13 protein-coding genes are annotated in these 16061 nt (G+C 70.8%); 9 read left to right on the forward strand and 4 right to left on the reverse strand.

Features of this window, described 5'->3' with window-relative positions; genetic code table 11:
- Positions 1-575: 575 nt before the first annotated feature.
- From hydA to OG446_RS32000, 3 genes are all read left to right on the forward strand, one after another.
- The gene (hydA, locus tag OG446_RS31990; RefSeq protein ID WP_328897278.1) at positions 576-1976 is read left to right on the forward strand and encodes a dihydropyrimidinase; all 1401 of its coding nucleotides are present in this window, start codon (positions 576-578) and stop codon (positions 1974-1976) included.
- 11 nt (positions 1977-1987) lie between these two features.
- On the forward strand, positions 1988-2989 hold the full coding sequence (locus OG446_RS31995) for a TIGR03842 family LLM class F420-dependent oxidoreductase (RefSeq protein ID WP_328897279.1): 1002 nt from the start codon (positions 1988-1990) through the stop codon (positions 2987-2989).
- A 70-nt stretch (positions 2990-3059) separates the two neighbouring features.
- A complete protein-coding gene (locus OG446_RS32000; protein WP_328897280.1) occupies positions 3060-4610 on the forward strand; it encodes an NCS1 family nucleobase:cation symporter-1 in 1551 nt (516 codons plus the stop codon).
- Here the strand turns inward: OG446_RS32000 and OG446_RS32005 are convergent.
- Positions 4573-5346, reverse strand: coding sequence for a hypothetical protein (locus OG446_RS32005; RefSeq protein ID WP_328897281.1), 774 nt, complete (start codon positions 5344-5346; stop codon positions 4573-4575). The two genes, OG446_RS32000 and OG446_RS32005, sit on opposite strands and share 38 nt — an antisense overlap.
- 203 nt (positions 5347-5549) lie before the next feature.
- Between OG446_RS32005 and OG446_RS32010 the strand changes: the two genes are divergently transcribed.
- Together OG446_RS32010 and OG446_RS32015 are read left to right on the forward strand one after the other, a co-directional pair.
- Positions 5550-5912 (forward strand): hypothetical protein, encoded by a 363-nt coding sequence (locus OG446_RS32010; RefSeq protein WP_328897282.1) that lies wholly within the window; start codon positions 5550-5552, stop codon positions 5910-5912.
- Positions 5913-6055: 143 nt separating this feature from the next.
- Complete coding sequence (locus OG446_RS32015; protein ID WP_328897283.1) at positions 6056-7516, forward strand: amidase; 1461 nt, start codon at positions 6056-6058, stop codon at positions 7514-7516.
- A gap of 35 nt (positions 7517-7551) precedes the next feature.
- On the opposite strand, the gene OG446_RS32020 is transcribed toward OG446_RS32015, so the two are convergent.
- Both OG446_RS32020 and OG446_RS32025 read right to left on the reverse strand, forming a co-directional pair.
- Positions 7552-8358, reverse strand: a complete 807-nt coding sequence (locus tag OG446_RS32020; protein WP_328897284.1) for a class I SAM-dependent methyltransferase — start codon at positions 8356-8358, stop codon at positions 7552-7554.
- A complete protein-coding gene (locus tag OG446_RS32025) occupies positions 8355-9338 on the reverse strand; it encodes a carboxymuconolactone decarboxylase family protein (protein WP_328897285.1) in 984 nt (327 codons plus the stop codon). Before OG446_RS32025 ends, OG446_RS32020 begins: the two co-directional genes overlap by 4 nt.
- 169 nt (positions 9339-9507) lie before the next feature.
- Here OG446_RS32025 and OG446_RS32030 point away from each other — a divergent pair, with 169 nt between their 5' ends.
- The gene (locus tag OG446_RS32030) at positions 9508-10665 is read left to right on the forward strand and encodes a sensor histidine kinase (protein ID WP_328897286.1); all 1158 of its coding nucleotides are present in this window, start codon (positions 9508-9510) and stop codon (positions 10663-10665) included.
- Positions 10662-11345 carry a response regulator transcription factor gene (locus OG446_RS32035; protein WP_328897287.1) on the forward strand — a complete coding sequence of 228 codons (684 nt, stop codon included), beginning with the start codon at positions 10662-10664 and terminating at the stop codon, positions 11343-11345. Before OG446_RS32030 ends, OG446_RS32035 begins: the two co-directional genes overlap by 4 nt.
- Before the next feature lie 13 nt (positions 11346-11358).
- Here the strand turns inward: OG446_RS32035 and OG446_RS32040 are convergent, their stop codons facing one another.
- Positions 11359-12423 carry a lipoate--protein ligase family protein gene (locus OG446_RS32040; protein ID WP_328897288.1) on the reverse strand — a complete coding sequence of 355 codons (1065 nt, stop codon included), beginning with the start codon at positions 12421-12423 and terminating at the stop codon, positions 11359-11361.
- Between the two features lie 607 nt (positions 12424-13030).
- Between OG446_RS32040 and OG446_RS32045 the strand changes: the two genes are divergently transcribed.
- Positions 13031-14311 (forward strand): RICIN domain-containing protein, encoded by a 1281-nt coding sequence (locus tag OG446_RS32045; protein ID WP_328897289.1) that lies wholly within the window; start codon positions 13031-13033, stop codon positions 14309-14311.
- The gene (locus tag OG446_RS32050; protein ID WP_328897290.1) at positions 14311-15708 is read left to right on the forward strand and encodes a ricin-type beta-trefoil lectin domain protein; all 1398 of its coding nucleotides are present in this window, start codon (positions 14311-14313) and stop codon (positions 15706-15708) included. Before OG446_RS32045 ends, OG446_RS32050 begins: the two co-directional genes overlap by 1 nt.
- Positions 15709-16061 lie beyond the last annotated feature (353 nt).

Consider the following 16061-nt stretch of genomic DNA (forward strand, 5'->3'; position numbering starts at 1 on the left):
GGGGCGCCGCCGTCGTTGGAGACGTACACATCGCCGGTCTGCGGGCCGTCGATCCGGTAGTCCGTCGCGTACGAGAGCGCCGCGCGCGCCGCTCCGTTCAGCTGAGGGGCGGGACTGACCAGGGTGGAGTCGAACGCGCCGGCGGCGTGCGCCTTGTCGTCCCATTCGTCGGAGTCTCTCGCCGTCAGGGGTACGGCGGCGAGGGGCGTGCAGCGCACCGCCGTGACGATGAGTCCGTTTCTGGCCATGGAGCGAAGCCGGGCGGTCGCCCGCGGCACCGGCCGGACCACGGAGTCCCGTGGTCCGGCCGGGGCCTCGCAAGGGCCCGCGGAGTTCGCCCGTACGGCCGGGCGGTTTCGTACCGCGGGGTCCGTGTATACGACGCGGGGCGCTGGCCACCCGGACGGCGGAACGGTCCGCGGACTGGGCCGGTCGAGTGCCGGACCGGTGAAACAGAAACGTCTTCAGCGGTTAGCGGCAGCGGTATTGCCACAGTGGGTAACCCACTTCTACGTTCTTCATCACGCGCCTTGTCTACGTGCGTAGACCCGTTCCGCCACAGTGAGGAGGGGTACATGAGCCGCACCGTCATCCACGGCGGCCTCGTCGTCACCGCGTCCGACGAGATCCACGCCGACGTACTCGTCGAGGGCGGCCGCATCGCGGCACTCGCCGCACACGGCACCGAAGCCGCAGCAGGCTGGACCGCCGACCGGACCATCGACGCCACCGGGAAGTACGTCATCCCGGGCGGTGTCGACGCGCACACCCACATGGAGATGCCGTTCGGCGGCACCTATGCGGCGGACACCTTCGAGACAGGCACCCGCGCCGCGGCCTGGGGCGGGACCACCACGATCGTCGACTTCGCCATCCAGTCCGTGGGGCGCTCCCTGCGCGAAGGACTCGACGCCTGGTACGCCAAGGCGGACGGCAACTGCGCCATCGACTACGCGTTCCACATGATCCTCGCCGACGTGAACGAGTCGTCGCTCAAGGAAATGGACCTGCTGGTCGCGGAGGGCGTGACCTCGTTCAAGCTCTTCATGGCCTACCCCGGCGTCTTCTACAGCGACGACGGGCAGATCCTCCGCGCCATGCAACGGGCCGAGTCCAACGGCGGCCTGATCATGATGCACGCGGAGAACGGCATCGCCATCGACGTCCTCGTCGAGCAGGCCCTCGCCGCCGGCCGCACCGACCCCCGCTACCACGGGGACGTACGCAAGGTGGCCCTCGAGGCCGAGGCCACGCACCGCGCGATCCAGCTCGCCCGGGTCGCCGGCTCGCCGCTGTACATCGTGCACGTCTCCGCGGACGAGGCCCTCGCCGAGATCGCCGCAGCGCGCCACAAGGGACTGCCCGTCTTCGGCGAGACATGCCCGCAGTACCTCTTCCTCTCCACCGACAACCTCGCCGAGCCGGACTTCGAGGGTGCCAAGTACGTCTGCTCCACGCCTCTTCGGCCCAAGGAGCATCAGGACGCGCTGTGGCGGGGGCTGCGCAACAACGAGCTCCAGGTCGTCTCCACCGACCACTGCCCGTTCTGCTTCTCCGGCCAGAAGGAGATGGGCCGCGGCGACTTCTCGAAGATCCCCAACGGGATGCCGGGCGTCGAGAACCGGATGGACCTCCTGCACCAGGCGGTCGTCGACGGCCACATCTCGCGCCGCCGCTGGATCGAGATCGCCTGCGCCTCCCCGGCCCGGATGTTCGGCCTCTACCCGAAGAAGGGCACCATCGCGCCCGGGGCCGACGCCGACATCGTCATCTACGACCCGGCTGCCCGGCAGACCATTTCGGCCGAGACCCATCACATGAACGTCGACTACTCGGCGTACGAGGGAAGGCAACTGACCGGGCAGGTGGAGACGGTGCTCTCGCGCGGCGAGGTCGTCATCGACCGCCGCACGTACACCGGCCGCGCCGGCCATGGCATGTACACCCCCCGCGCCACCTGTCAGTACCTCAACTAGGAGCACCTGGCATGGACTTCGGACTCGTCCTGCAGACAGACCCGCCCGCCTCGGCCGTCGTCGGGCTGATGCGACGCGCCGAGCGCAACGGCTTCCGCTACGGCTGGACCTTCGACTCGGCGGTGCTCTGGCAGGAGCCCTTCGTCATCTACAGCCGCATCCTCGAACACACCGAAAGCCTCGTCGTCGGCCCCATGGTCACGAACCCCGGCACCCGCACGTGGGAGGTGACGGCCTCCACCTTCGCCACCCTCAACGACATGTACGGCAACCGCACGGTCTGCGGCATCGGACGCGGCGACTCCGCGATGCGCGTCGCCGGACGCAGCCCCAACACCCTGGCCCGGCTCGGCGAGGCCATCGACGTCATCCGCGACCTCGCCGAGGGACGCGAGGCGCTCGTCGACGGACAGCCGGTCCGGATCCCCTGGGTCAAGGACGGCCAGCTGCCCGTCTGGATGGGTGCGTACGGTCCCAAGGCCCTCGCGCTCGCCGGTCAGAAGGCCGACGGCTTCATCCTCCAGCTCGCCGACCCCTTCCTCACCGAATGGATGATCAAGGCCGTACGGGATGCTGCCGCCGAGGCCGGCCGCGACCCGGACTCCGTCACCATCTGCATCGCCGCGCCCGCCTACGTGGGCGACGACCTCGACCATGCCCGCGAGCAGTGCCGCTGGTTCGGCGGCATGGTCGGCAACCACGTAGCCGACCTGGTCTCCCGCTACGGCGAGCACTCCGGCCTCGTCCCCGAGGCGCTGACCGCGTACATCGCCGGACGCTCGGGCTACGACTACAGCCACCACGGCCGCGCCGGGAATCCCGACACCACCTTCGTCCCGGACGAGATCGTCGACCGCTTCTGCCTTCTCGGCCCGCCCGAGGCGCACATCGAGAAGCTCAAGGCCCTGCGTGACCTGGGCGTCGACCAGTTCGCCGTCTACAACATGCACGACGCCCGCGAGGCGACCATCGACGCCTACGGCTCCGAGATCATCCCGGCGCTCAACGGCTGACCACCGCCTCCCCTCCGGTCGTACGCCCCGCCCCGCACGGCACCGTCCCCGAGCGAAGGGTCCAGAAGCCATGACACCGACCGCCCCACCACCACCGCCTCAGGACCGGATACCCACGGCCCCGGACCGTGTGGAGCTCCCTGCCGGTGCCGCTCCGGACGACAGCCGGTTCGTCAATGCGGACCTGCTGCCCGTCCCGTTGGAGCGGCGCAACTGGACCACGTACAACTTCGCGGCCCTCTGGGTCGGCATGGCCCACAACATTCCGTCCTGGCTCCTCGCCTCCGGTCTCGTCGCCCTCGGCATGGACTGGAAACAGGCGGTCTTCACCATCGCGCTGGCCAACCTGATCGTGTTGGGGCCCATGCTGCTCACCGGGCACGCGGGCCCCAAGTACGGCATCCCCTTTCCGGTGCTCGCCCGCGCCTCGTTCGGCCTGCGGGGCGCCAATCTGCCCGCCCTGATCCGGGCCGCGGTGGCGTGCGCGTGGTTCGGCATCCAGACCTGGATCGGCGGAGTCGGCATCTTCACTCTGCTCGGGAAGATCTTCGGCGGCTGGGCGCAGGCGGACGAGATCGGCGGGCAGCCGTGGACGCTCTGGCTCTGCTTCGCCCTGTTCTGGGCCCTTGAACTGGCCATCATCTACCGGGGAATGGACACCCTTCGCCGGTTCGAGAACTGGGCGGCGCCGTTCGTCATCATCGGCGCGCTGGTGCTGCTGGTCTGGGTCGCCGTCAAGGCGGGTGGCCTCGGCCCGTTGCTCGACCAACCCTCCAAGCTCGGCTGGGGCAAGGAGTTCTGGCCGGTCTTCTTCCCCTCACTGATGGGCATGATCGCCTTCTGGGCGACGCTCTCCCTGAACATCCCCGACTTCACCCGCTTCGGTGCCGGCCAACGTGCCCAGATCCGCGGCCAGTCGCTCGGTCTCCCTACCACGATGACGCTCTTCGCGCTGCTCTCCGTCCTGGTGACCTCCGGCTCGCAGGCCGTGTACGGCGAGGCGATCTGGGACCCGGTGCAACTGGTCGCCCGCACGGACAACGTCTTCGGGCTCCTCTACGCCCTCGTGACGGTGCTGGTCGCGACGATCTCCGTGAACATCGCGGCGAACGTCGTCTCACCGGCGTACGACCTGGCGAACCTTGCGCCGAAACTGATCAACTTCCGTACGGGTGCACTGATCACCGGCGTCGTCGGTGTCGTGATCATGCCGTGGAAGCTCACCGAGACGCCCGAGCTGTACATCTTCACCTGGCTCGGACTCGTCGGCGGGCTGCTCGGCACGGTGGCGGGCATCCTGATCGCCGACTACTGGATCGTCCGGCGCACCGTGCTCGACCTCGCCGACCTCTACCTGCCCGGCGGCCGCTACTGGTACACGAACGGCTGGAACTGGCGGGCCGTCGCCGCCTTCGCCGTCGGCGGGGTCCTGGCGATCGGCGGTTCGCACTCGGAGCCCGGGAAGGGGCCGTTCCCGGCGGACGGTCTGATCCCGTTCCTGAAGCCCCTCGCCGACTACGGCTGGGCGGTCGGGCTCGCCTCCTCATTGGTGCTGTACGTGGTGCTCACCGGCCGGGAGAGCGTCACACCGGGCTCGTCGACCGCCCCAGCAACGCGCTGACGTCGAACGAATCGGCCGACGAGGGCGTGGTTCTGGGCACCGGTTCGTCGAAGGCGGAGAGGCCCACGACCGCGTCCGCGCCGTTGCCCTCGATCGTGAGGCGCAGCGGATACGGCTTGCCGGTGGCCGCCACGTCCAGCGTCAGCGTCGCGCCGTCCCGCATCCTGGTCAGCGGAATGACGGATGCCTTGCCGAGCGTGGTCTTCGCGCCCTTGTTGAGCGTGCCCCGGTCGTCGTTCGCGTTGTCACTGACCAGCTTCTGGAAGGTGTTCAGGTCACAGGTACTGGTGAGGGCGCTGAGCCGGGGGTCGTCCGCCGACCCCTTCATGTAGCGGTCGCCGACGATGGCGGCGAAGGCCGAACCGCCGTTGGGGACCTGGTTCTTCCAGAAGTCCGCGTCCGGCTTGATCCAGACGTCGTCGCCCCGCTTCACGATCAGCGCCGAGCCCTGGCTGTTGCCGAGGTCCACCGAACCGTTGCAGTTGCCGTCCCGGTCCAGGGTGAGCTCCAGGGACATGGGTGTGCTGCCCTTGCCGAGGTCCCCGCTCGTACTCAGGTGCAGGGACTGCGCGCTGAGCAGCGCGTCGCGGGAGCGGTCGGCGATCTGCTGCGCGGTGAGGTGGTCGATGTCCTCCGCGTGCGCCGTGCCGGCCCCGATGATTCCGCTGCCGGTGACGGAGAGAACGATCGCCGCAGTCCATGCGGCGGGGCGTGTGCCGAGGTGTGGACCGGTCACGTCGCCTCCTCGAAGGGTCGTGGCGGGACTGTCCGGGTCTGCGGCCCGATCTTTCGAGCGTACGCCGGGCGGGGGGCGGCCGCCCGGCGGAGGGGCGACGCATCGTATCGGGTGCGTACCCAGCGTGACGTTGTGTGCTGTGATCGGTTAAGGGGGCGGGGGACGGTTGTAGGCGCCGTCCTCGTCACGACCGAGAGGGAGACATGAAGAAGTCCATGGGGAGCCGGTCCGGGGTTGCCGTGCGGGCCGCCGCCGTAGCAGGGCTGACCGCGGCACTCGCGGTGTCCACCGGCCTGGCCACGGCCGCCTCGGCCAAGGCTCCGGCGAAGACGCCGCCGGGACTTTCCTGCGAGACGGGCAAGCACGCCGTCGACGACTACACCGGCTACGCGCTCTGCCGCAACAACGGCTCCGCGGCGCAGACCTTCTGGGTGCACCTGGTGTGCGGCTGGTCCCCGGACGTCGACGGTGCGCACGTCACGCTGAACCCGGGGCAGTCCGGTCAGTCGACCGCGCACTGTGCCGGGCTCGGCACCGGAATCGGCGAGATCAGCGTTCAGCCGTAGGACAGGCACTGCCCGGGCCGCGTGGTGGCGCCCACGGGGCCCGGGCGAACGGTTGAGGGATCGGCCGTGACTCGTTACCCTTCAGTAATTTCGTTCGGGCGGACAGGTGCGCGCACCTGACGGTACGAGGGAGGCTGCAGCCCATGTCCTCAGTGGAATCCACCGGAACGGACATCGAGGCCCCTGACGGGCTGGCCGGCAGTGCGCGAGCCCTCGCGGAAGGCCGTACCACCTCCACCCGGCTGGTCACCGAGGCCCTCGCCCGGATCGAGGCGAGCCAGGGCACCCTGAACGCCTTCCGGCACCTGCGTGCCAGCGCCGCACTCGCCGAGGCCGCCGAGGCCGACCGCCGGCTCGACGCGGGGGAGCGGCTGCCGTTGCTCGGGGTGCCCGTCGCGGTCAAGGACGACACCGACGTCGCCGGGCTGCCCACCCACTTCGGCTGCGCGGGGGAGCTGCCCGCCGCGACCGCCGACAGCGAGTCCGTACGCCGGCTGCGCGCGGCCGGGGCCGTGATCGTGGGGAAGACCAACTCCTGCGAACTGGGCCAGTGGCCGTTCACCGAGGGATCCGCCTTCGGCGCCACCCGTAATCCGTGGAACACCGAGCACACCCCGGGCGGCTCGTCCGGGGGTTCGGCGGCCGCCGTCGCCGCCGGACTGGTGCCGGCCGCGCTCGGCTCCGACGGGGCCGGGTCCGTCCGCATCCCCGCCGCCTGGACCCATCTCGTCGGCATCAAACCGCAGCGCGGCCGGATCTCCGTGCACCCCCACAGCGACGCCTTCCAGGGGCTCACCGTCAACGGCCCCCTGGCCAGGACCGTCGCCGACGCAGCCCTCCTGCTGGACGCCGTCGCGGGCGCCCACCCCGACGACCCGCACCGCCCGCCGCCCGTCCAGGCATCGGCCGCCGCCCGCCGCGATCCGGGCCGGCTGCGCGTCGCGCTCGCCTGGCGCCCCCCGCTCACCCTCACCGGCGCGGCGCCCCACCCGGACGTGCGCCGCGCGGTGACCGAACTCGCCGAGGCACTGGCCCGGCTCGGCCACCACGTCGAGGAGGCCCGGCCCCGCTACGGGCTCATCGGCCTCGGCTTCCTCCCCCGCGCCACCGCCGGCATCGCCGAACTCGCCGCCCTGCATCCCGAACCCGCGCTCCTGGACCCCCGCACCCGCAGCGCCCTGCGCACCGGCACCCGGCTCGGCGGCCGGGTGGTGCGGGCGGCACGTGCGCGGGAGGTGCGCCAACACCGGCGGATCGGCGCGCTGTTCCACGCCGCCCGCGGGAACGCCGGGTCCGGCTGCTCGGGTTTTGACGTGTTGCTCACCCCGACGACCGCCCTGCCGCCACCCCGGATCGGCAGGTTCGACGGACTGAGCGCCTGGCGCACCGATGTGGCGATGACCGAGGCCTGCCCGTACGCCTGGCCGTGGAACGTGCTGGGCTGGCCCGGAATCAACGTGCCCGCAGGCTTCACCCCCGGCGGGCTCCCCGTCGGGGCCCAACTGCTCGGCCCCTCCCGCAGCGAGGAACGGCTCATCTCGCTCGCCGCCCAACTGGAGGCCGACCGGCGGTGGTACGAGCACCGCCCGCCCGCCGCGTCCTAAGGAATGTGTGTGGTCACCGCGGCGCCCGCCGCGTCCTAAGGAGTGTGAGCGGTCACCACCCACACGCCCGCCCGAAGCATCACCCCGCGCGGCGATTCATGGGGCAGCAGGGCCTCGGTCATCGCGGCCCGTGTGGCGTCGGAGACCGTGAGACCGGGGGCGCGCGAGACGAAGAACTCGACCGCGTCCGCCGCGTCCTTCCCCCAGCAGGTGTCCGCGTTCACGCCCGTCACCCTGATGTCCGTGAAGCCCGCCGCGCCCAGGACCTCGTGGATGCGCTCCGGCTCCGAGAGCGAGGCCATCGCCGTGGCCACCGCGCTCTCGGTGGTGTGATCCCGCCCCAGCAACGAGGCCAGCAGGCCCAGCGCCTTGTGCTCCTCCCCGTCCGGCCCCGCGGGCTGCGGGCAGAGGAACGCCAGCCGGCCGCCCGGCCGCAGCGCCCCCGCGATGTTGGTGAACGCGGCGACGGGGTCGGCGAAGAACATCACGCCACCCCGGCTGATCGCCAGGTCGTACCCCCCGCGCTCGAACGTGCAGGTCTGCGCATCGCCCAACCGGTAGGCCACCTGCGGGAACCGCTCGGCATCGGTCAGCTCGCCGGCCCGTGCGACGAGCGGCGCCGAGATGTCGACACCGATGACCCGGCCGCCCGGCGCCCGCCGCGCCGCCATCCGCGTCGTGAGCCCGCTGCCGCAGCCGATGTCCACCACCCGGTCCCCGGCAGCGATCGCCGCCGCGTCGAACAGGGCGGCGTCGAACCCGTCCAGCATGGCGTTGTAGCGGTCCGGATGGGCGGCCCAGTGCTGCCCCAGCGGTCCGTTCCACGCTTCGGCGACGGTCATGCGTGCTCCTTCGTCCCCAGGGTGAGCGTGGCCTCGACGCGCCCCATGGCGCAGACCGCACCGAACGCGACCAGATGGACCAGGCAGTGATCGGTGAACGGCGGTACGAGCCAGGCGGCCACGTCCTCGTCCGTGATCCGGTACGGCGCGCGTGCCGCGAGCAGCGCCAGCCGGGCACCCGGGCGCTCGGCCCGGTCCGGCAGATGGGTTCCGTGCAGGGGGAGCGGCGTGACGCCGTCCCAGGCCGCCACCGACGCCCGGACGAACGCCGCGTCCTCGTCACTCAGCAGCCCGGCGCCCAGCTCCGCCGCGGTGCGCAGGGCTCCGTACGCCGTGCCGACGGCGGTGCCCGCCGCCCAGGCGGGTGCTTCGCCCTCCGTTTCGAGCAGCGGCAGGCTCAGACCCGTCACCAACTCGCGCCGCACGGTCCTGGCCAGGGAACGGCCCGCCGCACTCCGTACGGCACGGATCCGCTGGAGACCGCAGGGCAGCATGCTCTCGGTCAGCAGCGCGGAGACGATCCGGTTGATGAAGTGGAACGTGAGCGCGGTCCCGATGTGTTCGGGTGCCGCGGTGGGACCGAACGGCTGCGGTGTGCTCATGTCCTTCCCCCAGGCCAGCAGGGCCCGATGGGCGGGGTCGGCCGGCTGCTCGCCGCGGGCGATCGTCTCCGCCAGCCGGTGGTCGCCCGTGGCGTGCAGCAGCACGGTGTGCGCGTCCACGCAGAACGGGCAGCGGTTGGCGAGCGACACCCCGGCCGCCACCACCTCCTTGTCCGTACGGGACACCTGCCCGGCCAGCAGGGACTCGCGCAGCAGCGCCCAGGCCGAGGTGAGGAGCGGAGGAGAGGCGGACAGGACGACGAAGGTCGGGGCGCGCTCGATCCCGAAGTCGGTGGACATCTGGGCGTACACGTCGGCGACCACTCCGGTCGCCGACTTCGGAGGTACGGGTGAGGTGTAGCGGAAAGGTCCGGTCATGACGCCGATGCTCGCCCGCGGACCGGGGCCGGGGCGTCGTACCCCCGGAGGCAATCGCCGCTGATCCCCACCGGCCGCCGGCGGCCCGGCACTACTGCCCGGGGAGTAGTGCCCGGCCGGTCCTCAGGGCTGATGCCCCCGCGGCCGTACGGGAGTTAGGGTGCGGCACATGACGGGGGACACGGCGGAGACGGGGGACACGGGCCGCCGCGGCCGGTTGCTGGACGCGGTACTCGCGCTGGCGATCGGCGCGGCGGTCACCGTCGCCGCCTGCGTGGCCTCGGAGCCCGGCATCCTCGACCTGGTGCTCGTCGCGACCGGCTCGCTGGCCCTCGCCGCGCACCGCCAGGCGCCCCGCGCGGTGCTCGCCGTCACCACGCTCGCCCTGTCCGGCTACGTGCTCCACGCGCACCCGGGCACCTGGGCGGCGTTCCCCGTGCTGGTCGCCGTGCACGCCGCCGCCCGCAGCGGACACCGGGCCTGGGGCATCACGGCCGGCGCACTCTTCCTCGCCGGCTACTTCACCGTCCTGATCACCGCCGCACCCGCCGCCGAGAGCGTCGTCGAGCGGACCCTGCTGCTGCTCGGCTGGTTCCTCTGCGCCGGGGTCACCGGGCTCATCGACAAGAACTGGCAGGCCTATCTGCGCCAGACCGAGCAGCGGGCACTTGACGCCGAACGCACCCGGGACGAGGCGGCGTTGCGCCGGGCGGGGGAGGAGCGGCTGCGGATCGCCCGCGAGCTGCACGACTCGCTCACCCACTCCATCTCGATCGTCAAGCTCCAGGCGGGAGTCGCCGTCCACCTTGCCCGCAAGCGCGGCACCGAGGTGGAGCCCGCGCTGCTCGCCATCCAGGAGGCGAGCGGCGAGGCAATGCGTGAACTGCGCGCCACGCTGGAGGTGTTGCGGACCGACGTGGTCGAGCCCGGCACCGGACTCGACCGGATCGGAGAACTCGTCGAACGGGCCCGCAGCGCGGGCGTCGCGCTCGCGGTCACCGTCAGCGGCGAGGAGCGGCCGCTGCCCGTTGCCGTGGACCGTGCCGCGTACCGCATCGTGCAGGAGGCCCTCACCAACGTGGCCCGGCACGCCGACCGGGCCCCGACCACCGTCGAGCTCGCCTACGGGCGGAGCGCGCTGACCGTGCGCGTCGACGACCACGGCCCGTGCGCTCCGGGCGACACCGTCACGGCGGGCACCGGCCTCACCGGTATGCGTGAGCGCGTCACGGCGCTCGGCGGCACCCTGGCCGCCGCACCGCGCCGCGCGGGCGGCTTCTCCGTCCATGCCGAACTGCCCCTGAAAACCACCGGATCCACCGGATGAGCGGCGATGCGGACGTCCCGCTCCGGGTCCTCATCGTCGACGACCAGGCGCTGATGCGGGCGGGCTTCCGGGCGCTGCTCGACGCGGAGGACGGCATCGAGGTGGTCGGCGAGGCCGCGGACGGCCGGGAGGGGCTGGAGCTGGCCCGGCTGCACACCCCGGACATCGCCCTGGTCGACGTACAGATGCCGGTGATGACGGGCATCGAGGCGACCCGGGCGATCGCCGCCGACCCCCTGCTGAGCGGGGTGCACGTGGTGATCCTGACCAACTACGGCCTGGACGAGTACGTGTTCGACGCCTTGCGCGCCGGAGCGGCCGGCTTCCTGCTCAAGGACACCGAACCCGCCGAACTGCTCCACGCCGTGCGTGTCGCGGCCCGCGGCGACGCGCTGCTCTCGCCCGCCATCACCCGCAGACTGATCGGCGAGTTCGTCGCCCGGCCCCCGGACCGGACGACCGCACCGGGCTTCGAGACCCTGACCCGCCGGGAGCGGGAGGTCAGCGCGCTGGCGGCCCGGGGGCTGACGAACGAGGAGATCGCCGCGCACATGGTCATCAGTCCGTTCACCGCCAAGACGCACATCAGCCGTGCCATGACCAAACTCGGCGCCCGTGACCGGGCCCAACTCGTCGTCTTCGCCTATGAGTCGGGTCTCGTCGCACCGCGTGAGCGCTGACCGGGGGGCTGTTCTACGGCACCCGGGCGGTCCACTCGGCCGTGCCGAACTTGGTGCGCACGAGCTCCTCGGCCCGGGCCAGTTCCTGCGGGGTCACCCGGCCCTGGGTGAGGCCGTGACGGTTGCGGAACGACTCGATCATCCGCTCGATGACGGCCTGCCGGGGAAGACCGGTCTGCCGGCGCAAGGGGTCGACCCGCTTCTTGGCACTCTTCGTGCCCTTGTCCGACATCTTCTCCTTGCCGATGCGCAGGACGTCGAGCATCTTGTCGGCGTCGATGTCGTACGACATCGTCACGTGATGCAGCACCGCGCCGGGCCCTCCGTCCGGCCCCACCACACGCTTCTGAGCCGCTCCCGCGATCTTCCCGACCTCGGTCGCGATGTCGTTGAGCGGCTGGTACCAGGCCTTGATCCCCATGTCGCCGAGCGCTTCGAGCACCCAGTCGTCCAGATAGGCGTAGCTGTCGGCGAAGGAGAGGCCGGAGACGAGTGACTGGGGCACGGCGAGCGAGTAGGTGATGGTGCTGCTCGGCTCCGCGAACATGGCCCCGCCCCCGGAGATGCGCCGGACCACCGTGACACCGTGCCGGTCGACGCCCGCCGGATCGACCTCGTTGCGCAGGGACTGGAAACTGCCGATGATCACCGCGGGGGAGTCCCACTCCCACACCCGGAGTGTCGGCGGCCGTCGGCCCGCGGCGACCTCGGCCGTGATGACCTCGTCGAGGGCCATGTGGAGGGCGGGGGACTGCGGGGTGTCGTGGATGAGCTGCCAGTCGTAGTCGCTCCACTCCGTGGCCTGCGCCAATGCCCGGCGTACGGCGACGGCGACACCCTCCGACGTGAGCCCCAGCATCACCGTCGACTCCGGGAGCGCCGCGTCGATCCGGGCGGCCAGGGCCGCGGTGTCGGTGGTGGCCGGGGCCCCCTCCAGCGCCGCGTCGATCGTCAGGATCGCCTCGTCCGGCTCCAGGAAGAAGTCACCCGCCACCCGTACGTCGCGCAGCGCCCCGCCCCTGACGTCCAGGTCCACCACTACCAGCTTGCCGCCGGGGACCTTGTACTCACCGTGCACAGCCGTGCCTCCCTTGTACCTGCGACTCGACGTACCTACGAATCGACTCCGACCAGGCATAACGTCACGACCGGGACGATTTAGTCCGGCCCTGTGCCGTGGGAGGCGTGTCCGGCCCCGGCGGGAGCGGGAAACATCCTGTCGGTCTCCGCGCGTACGAAGTTGTCGACGACGTTCACCCGCTGGGAAGGCGGCATTTGTTCTCCTTGGTCCCCTTGTCGGCGGATCCTTCCATGGGGAATGGGTGCGGCAACCGGGTGATCACCCGACTTCCTGCGGGCCTGCCCGGCGGGGTGGCGGCGAGGGCGTTTCCGTGCTCCGGGCCGATCGGTCAGCGGTCTCCGGGCCGATCGGTCCGTGGTCTCCGGGTCGATCGGTCAGTGGTATGTACCAAGGTCTTGACACCCGCTTAGTTCACTTCTTAAATCATCCAGTGAACTAAGCGGCCCCACCGTCCCACTCCGTACGCGGTTTCATGCTCAACACCACCCCCACCTCGGTCGGCGCGGCTCCCGTATGTCCCCCCGCGCTGCGCCTGTCATGTATATGCCTGTCATATGCATGACAGGTTCCCCTTCCTCCCCCTCACACACCGGAAGGGAGAGTCATGGACTCCCCACGCCGTACGCGGCGCCTGCTGCACTCCGTACTCTCGGTTCTCACCCTCGCCCTGGTCACGACGGCTCTCGCGGGCGGCGGCGGTCCCGCCTCCGCGTCCACCGCCCCGATGTCCGAAACGGCGGCCGCGGCCGCCGTCACGACGTTCTCCGACGAGTTCGACGGCTCCGCCGGCTCGGCCGTGAACGGCAGCAAGTGGCAGATCGAGACCGGCGACAACGTCAACAACCATGAGCGGCAGTACTACACCGCCGGAAACAGCAACGCCGCACTGGACGGCCAGGGGCATCTGGTCATCACCGCGCGCAAGGAGAATCCGAACAACTACCAGTGCTGGTACGGCACCTGCCAGTACACCTCGGCCCGGCTGAACACCTCCGGGAAGTTCACCCAGACCTACGGTCACGTCGAGGCGCGGATGAAGATCCCGCGCGGCCAGGGCATGTGGCCCGCCTTCTGGATGCTGGGCGACGACATCGGACAGGTCGGCTGGCCCAACTCCGGCGAGATCGACATCATGGAGAACGTCGGCTTCGAACCCTCCACCGTCCACGGCACCCTGCACGGTCCCGGCTACTCCGGCTCCGCCGGCATCGGCGCCGGATACACCCTCCCGAACGGGCAGGCCTTCGCCGACGCCTTCCACACCTTCGCCATCGACTGGGCCCCCAATTCGGTGACCTGGTCCGTGGACGGCAACGTCTATCAGCACCGCACGCCCGCCGATACCGGTTCCAACACCTGGGCCTTCAACAAGCCCTTCTTCCTCATCCTCAACCTCGCGGTCGGCGGCTACTGGCCGGGCGACCCCGACGGCAACACCACCTTCCCCCAGCAGCTCGTCGTCGACCACGTCCGCGTCACCACCAGTGACAGTCAGCCGGCAACGGGCGGACCCATCACCGGCCTGGCCGGCAAGTGCGTGGACGTCGCCGCGGCGAACACCGCCAACGGCACCCCGGTCCAGCTCTACGACTGCAACGGCAGCAACGCCCAGCGGTGGAGCGTGAACGCGGACGGCACGATCCGTGCGCTCGGCAAGTGCCTCGACGTGGCATCGGGCGGAACCGCCGACGGCACCGTCGTGCAGTTGTGGGACTGCAACGGATCGGCGGCCCAGCGCTGGGTCGTGAGCGGGGCGCGTGACATCGTCAACCCGCAGGCGAACAAGTGCCTGGACGTCACCGGCAACAATGCGGCCAACGGTACGCGGCTGCAGATCTGGACCTGTGGCGGTACCGCCAACCAGAAGTGGACGGTGAGCAGTTGATGGGGAGTCACGGTGCAGGAAGACGTGCGCCCGTCGTCCGGAGCCTGCTCGGTGCCGGGGCGGCCGCGGTGCTGCTGGCCGGTCTGACCGGTTCGCCCGCCCTGGGCGCCGCAGCGGCGACCGGGCAGATCACCGGCCTGGCCGGCAAGTGCGTGGACGTCGCCGCCGCGAGCAGTGCCAACGGCACCCCGGTCCAGCTCTACGACTGCAACGGCACCAACGCCCAGCAGTGGGACGTCGGTTCGGACGGGAGCATCAAGGCGCTGGGCAAGTGTCTGGACGTGACCTCGGCCGGTACGGCGAACGGCACCCTGGTCCAGCTGTGGGACTGCAACGGCTCCGCTGCCCAGCGCTGGACCGTCACCGCGGCCCACGACATCGTCAATCCGCAGGCGGACAAGTGCCTGGACGCGACCGGCAACAGTTCGGCCAACGGCACCCGGCTGCAGATCTGGACGTGCACGGGCGCCGCCAACCAGAAGTGGACCGCGCCCACCGGCGGAGGAGACCCGACGACGCCGCCCGCCGGGGCGATGGCCGTCGCCCCGTACCTCTACAACGGCTGGGGCAGCCCGCCCAGCCCGACCACCGTCATGAACGCCACCGGCGTCAAGTGGTTCACGCTCGCCTTCGTCCTCAGCAACGGGTACTGCAACCCGCAGTGGGACGGCGGCAGGCCGCTGACGGGCGGGGTCGACCAGCAGACCGTCAACACCGTCCGGGGTGCGGGCGGCGACGTCATCCCGTCCTTCGGCGGCTGGAGCGGCAACAAGCTGGAGAGCTCCTGCTCCAGCGCGGGTGAGCTGGCTGCCGCGTACCAGAAGGTCATCAACGCCTACGGGCTCAAGGCGATCGACATCGACATCGAGGCCGAGGCGTACGACAGCGCCACCGTCCAGCAGCGCACGGTCGACGCGTTGAAGACGGTCAAGGCCAACAACCCGGGGATCAAGGTCTACGTCACCTTCGGCACCGGACAGAACGGTCCCGACGACAGCCTGATCCGCAAGGCCGCCGCGTCCGGGCTGACCGTGGACAGCTGGACGATCATGCCGTTCAACTTCGGCGGGGCGGGCCAGAACATGGGCAACCTCACCGTCGGCGCGGCCGAAGGGCTGAAGAACACGGTCAAGAGCGCCTACGGCTACTCGGACGACCAGGCGTACCGGCACACCGGCATCTCCTCGATGAACGGCATCACGGACAACAGTGAGACCGTCACGGTCGCGGACTTCCGCACCATCCTCGGCTACGCGCAGCAGCGGCACCTGGCCCGGCTGACCTTCTGGTCGGTCAACCGGGACCGCCCGTGCACCGGCGGCGGCGCCGACACCTGCTCGGGCGTCTCGCAGCAGCCGTGGGACTTCACGAAGGTGTTCGCCCAGTACTCAGGCTGACCGGCGAACCGCGAACCGCGAACCGCGAACCGCGAACCGCGAACCGCGAACCGCGAACCGCGAACCGCGAACCGCGAACGAGAACCGCGATCCGCGGACGGGGCCCTGGGCGCTTGTGCGCCGAGGGCCCCATTCGTCGTGAATCGCCGTTCCCGCCGCCCCCTGGGCGTTTGATCCGCTGTCCCGTGCCGCTGTGTGCCTCGTGTGTACGGCCGTTATCCGATCGTCAGTAAAAACCGTCCGGTATGTGGTCACCCCCCTTGCCTTGCGGACTGTATGCGAAATACGGTCTGCGATATTCCCTGATCACCCCTTGGCGGGAGGTAGGCCCTCGTGCGCCGAAAAGCGGTTGC

Source organism: Streptomyces sp. NBC_00236 (assembly GCF_036195045.1).
Lineage (GTDB): Bacteria > Actinomycetota > Actinomycetes > Streptomycetales > Streptomycetaceae > Streptomyces.

Excerpts from the sequence above, each read along its gene's own strand:
- OG446_RS32010 (WP_328897282.1), top strand. The coding sequence starts at position 5,550 with ATGAAGAAGTCCATGGGGAGCCGGTCCGGGGTTGCCGTGCGGGCCGCC.
- OG446_RS32000 (WP_328897280.1), top strand. The coding sequence starts at position 3,060 with ATGACACCGACCGCCCCACCACCACCGCCTCAGGACCGGATACCCACG.
- OG446_RS32020 (WP_328897284.1), bottom strand. The coding sequence starts at position 8,358 with ATGACCGTCGCCGAAGCGTGGAACGGACCGCTGGGGCAGCACTGGGCC.
- OG446_RS32045 (WP_328897289.1), top strand. The coding sequence starts at position 13,031 with ATGGACTCCCCACGCCGTACGCGGCGCCTGCTGCACTCCGTACTCTCG.
- OG446_RS32050 (WP_328897290.1), top strand. The coding sequence starts at position 14,311 with ATGGGGAGTCACGGTGCAGGAAGACGTGCGCCCGTCGTCCGGAGCCTG.
- OG446_RS32030 (WP_328897286.1), top strand. The coding sequence starts at position 9,508 with ATGACGGGGGACACGGCGGAGACGGGGGACACGGGCCGCCGCGGCCGG.
- OG446_RS32015 (WP_328897283.1), top strand. The coding sequence starts at position 6,056 with ATGTCCTCAGTGGAATCCACCGGAACGGACATCGAGGCCCCTGACGGG.
- hydA (WP_328897278.1), top strand. The coding sequence starts at position 576 with ATGAGCCGCACCGTCATCCACGGCGGCCTCGTCGTCACCGCGTCCGAC.
- OG446_RS32035 (WP_328897287.1), top strand. The coding sequence starts at position 10,662 with ATGAGCGGCGATGCGGACGTCCCGCTCCGGGTCCTCATCGTCGACGAC.
- OG446_RS32025 (WP_328897285.1), bottom strand. The coding sequence starts at position 9,338 with ATGACCGGACCTTTCCGCTACACCTCACCCGTACCTCCGAAGTCGGCG.
- OG446_RS31995 (WP_328897279.1), top strand. The coding sequence starts at position 1,988 with ATGGACTTCGGACTCGTCCTGCAGACAGACCCGCCCGCCTCGGCCGTC.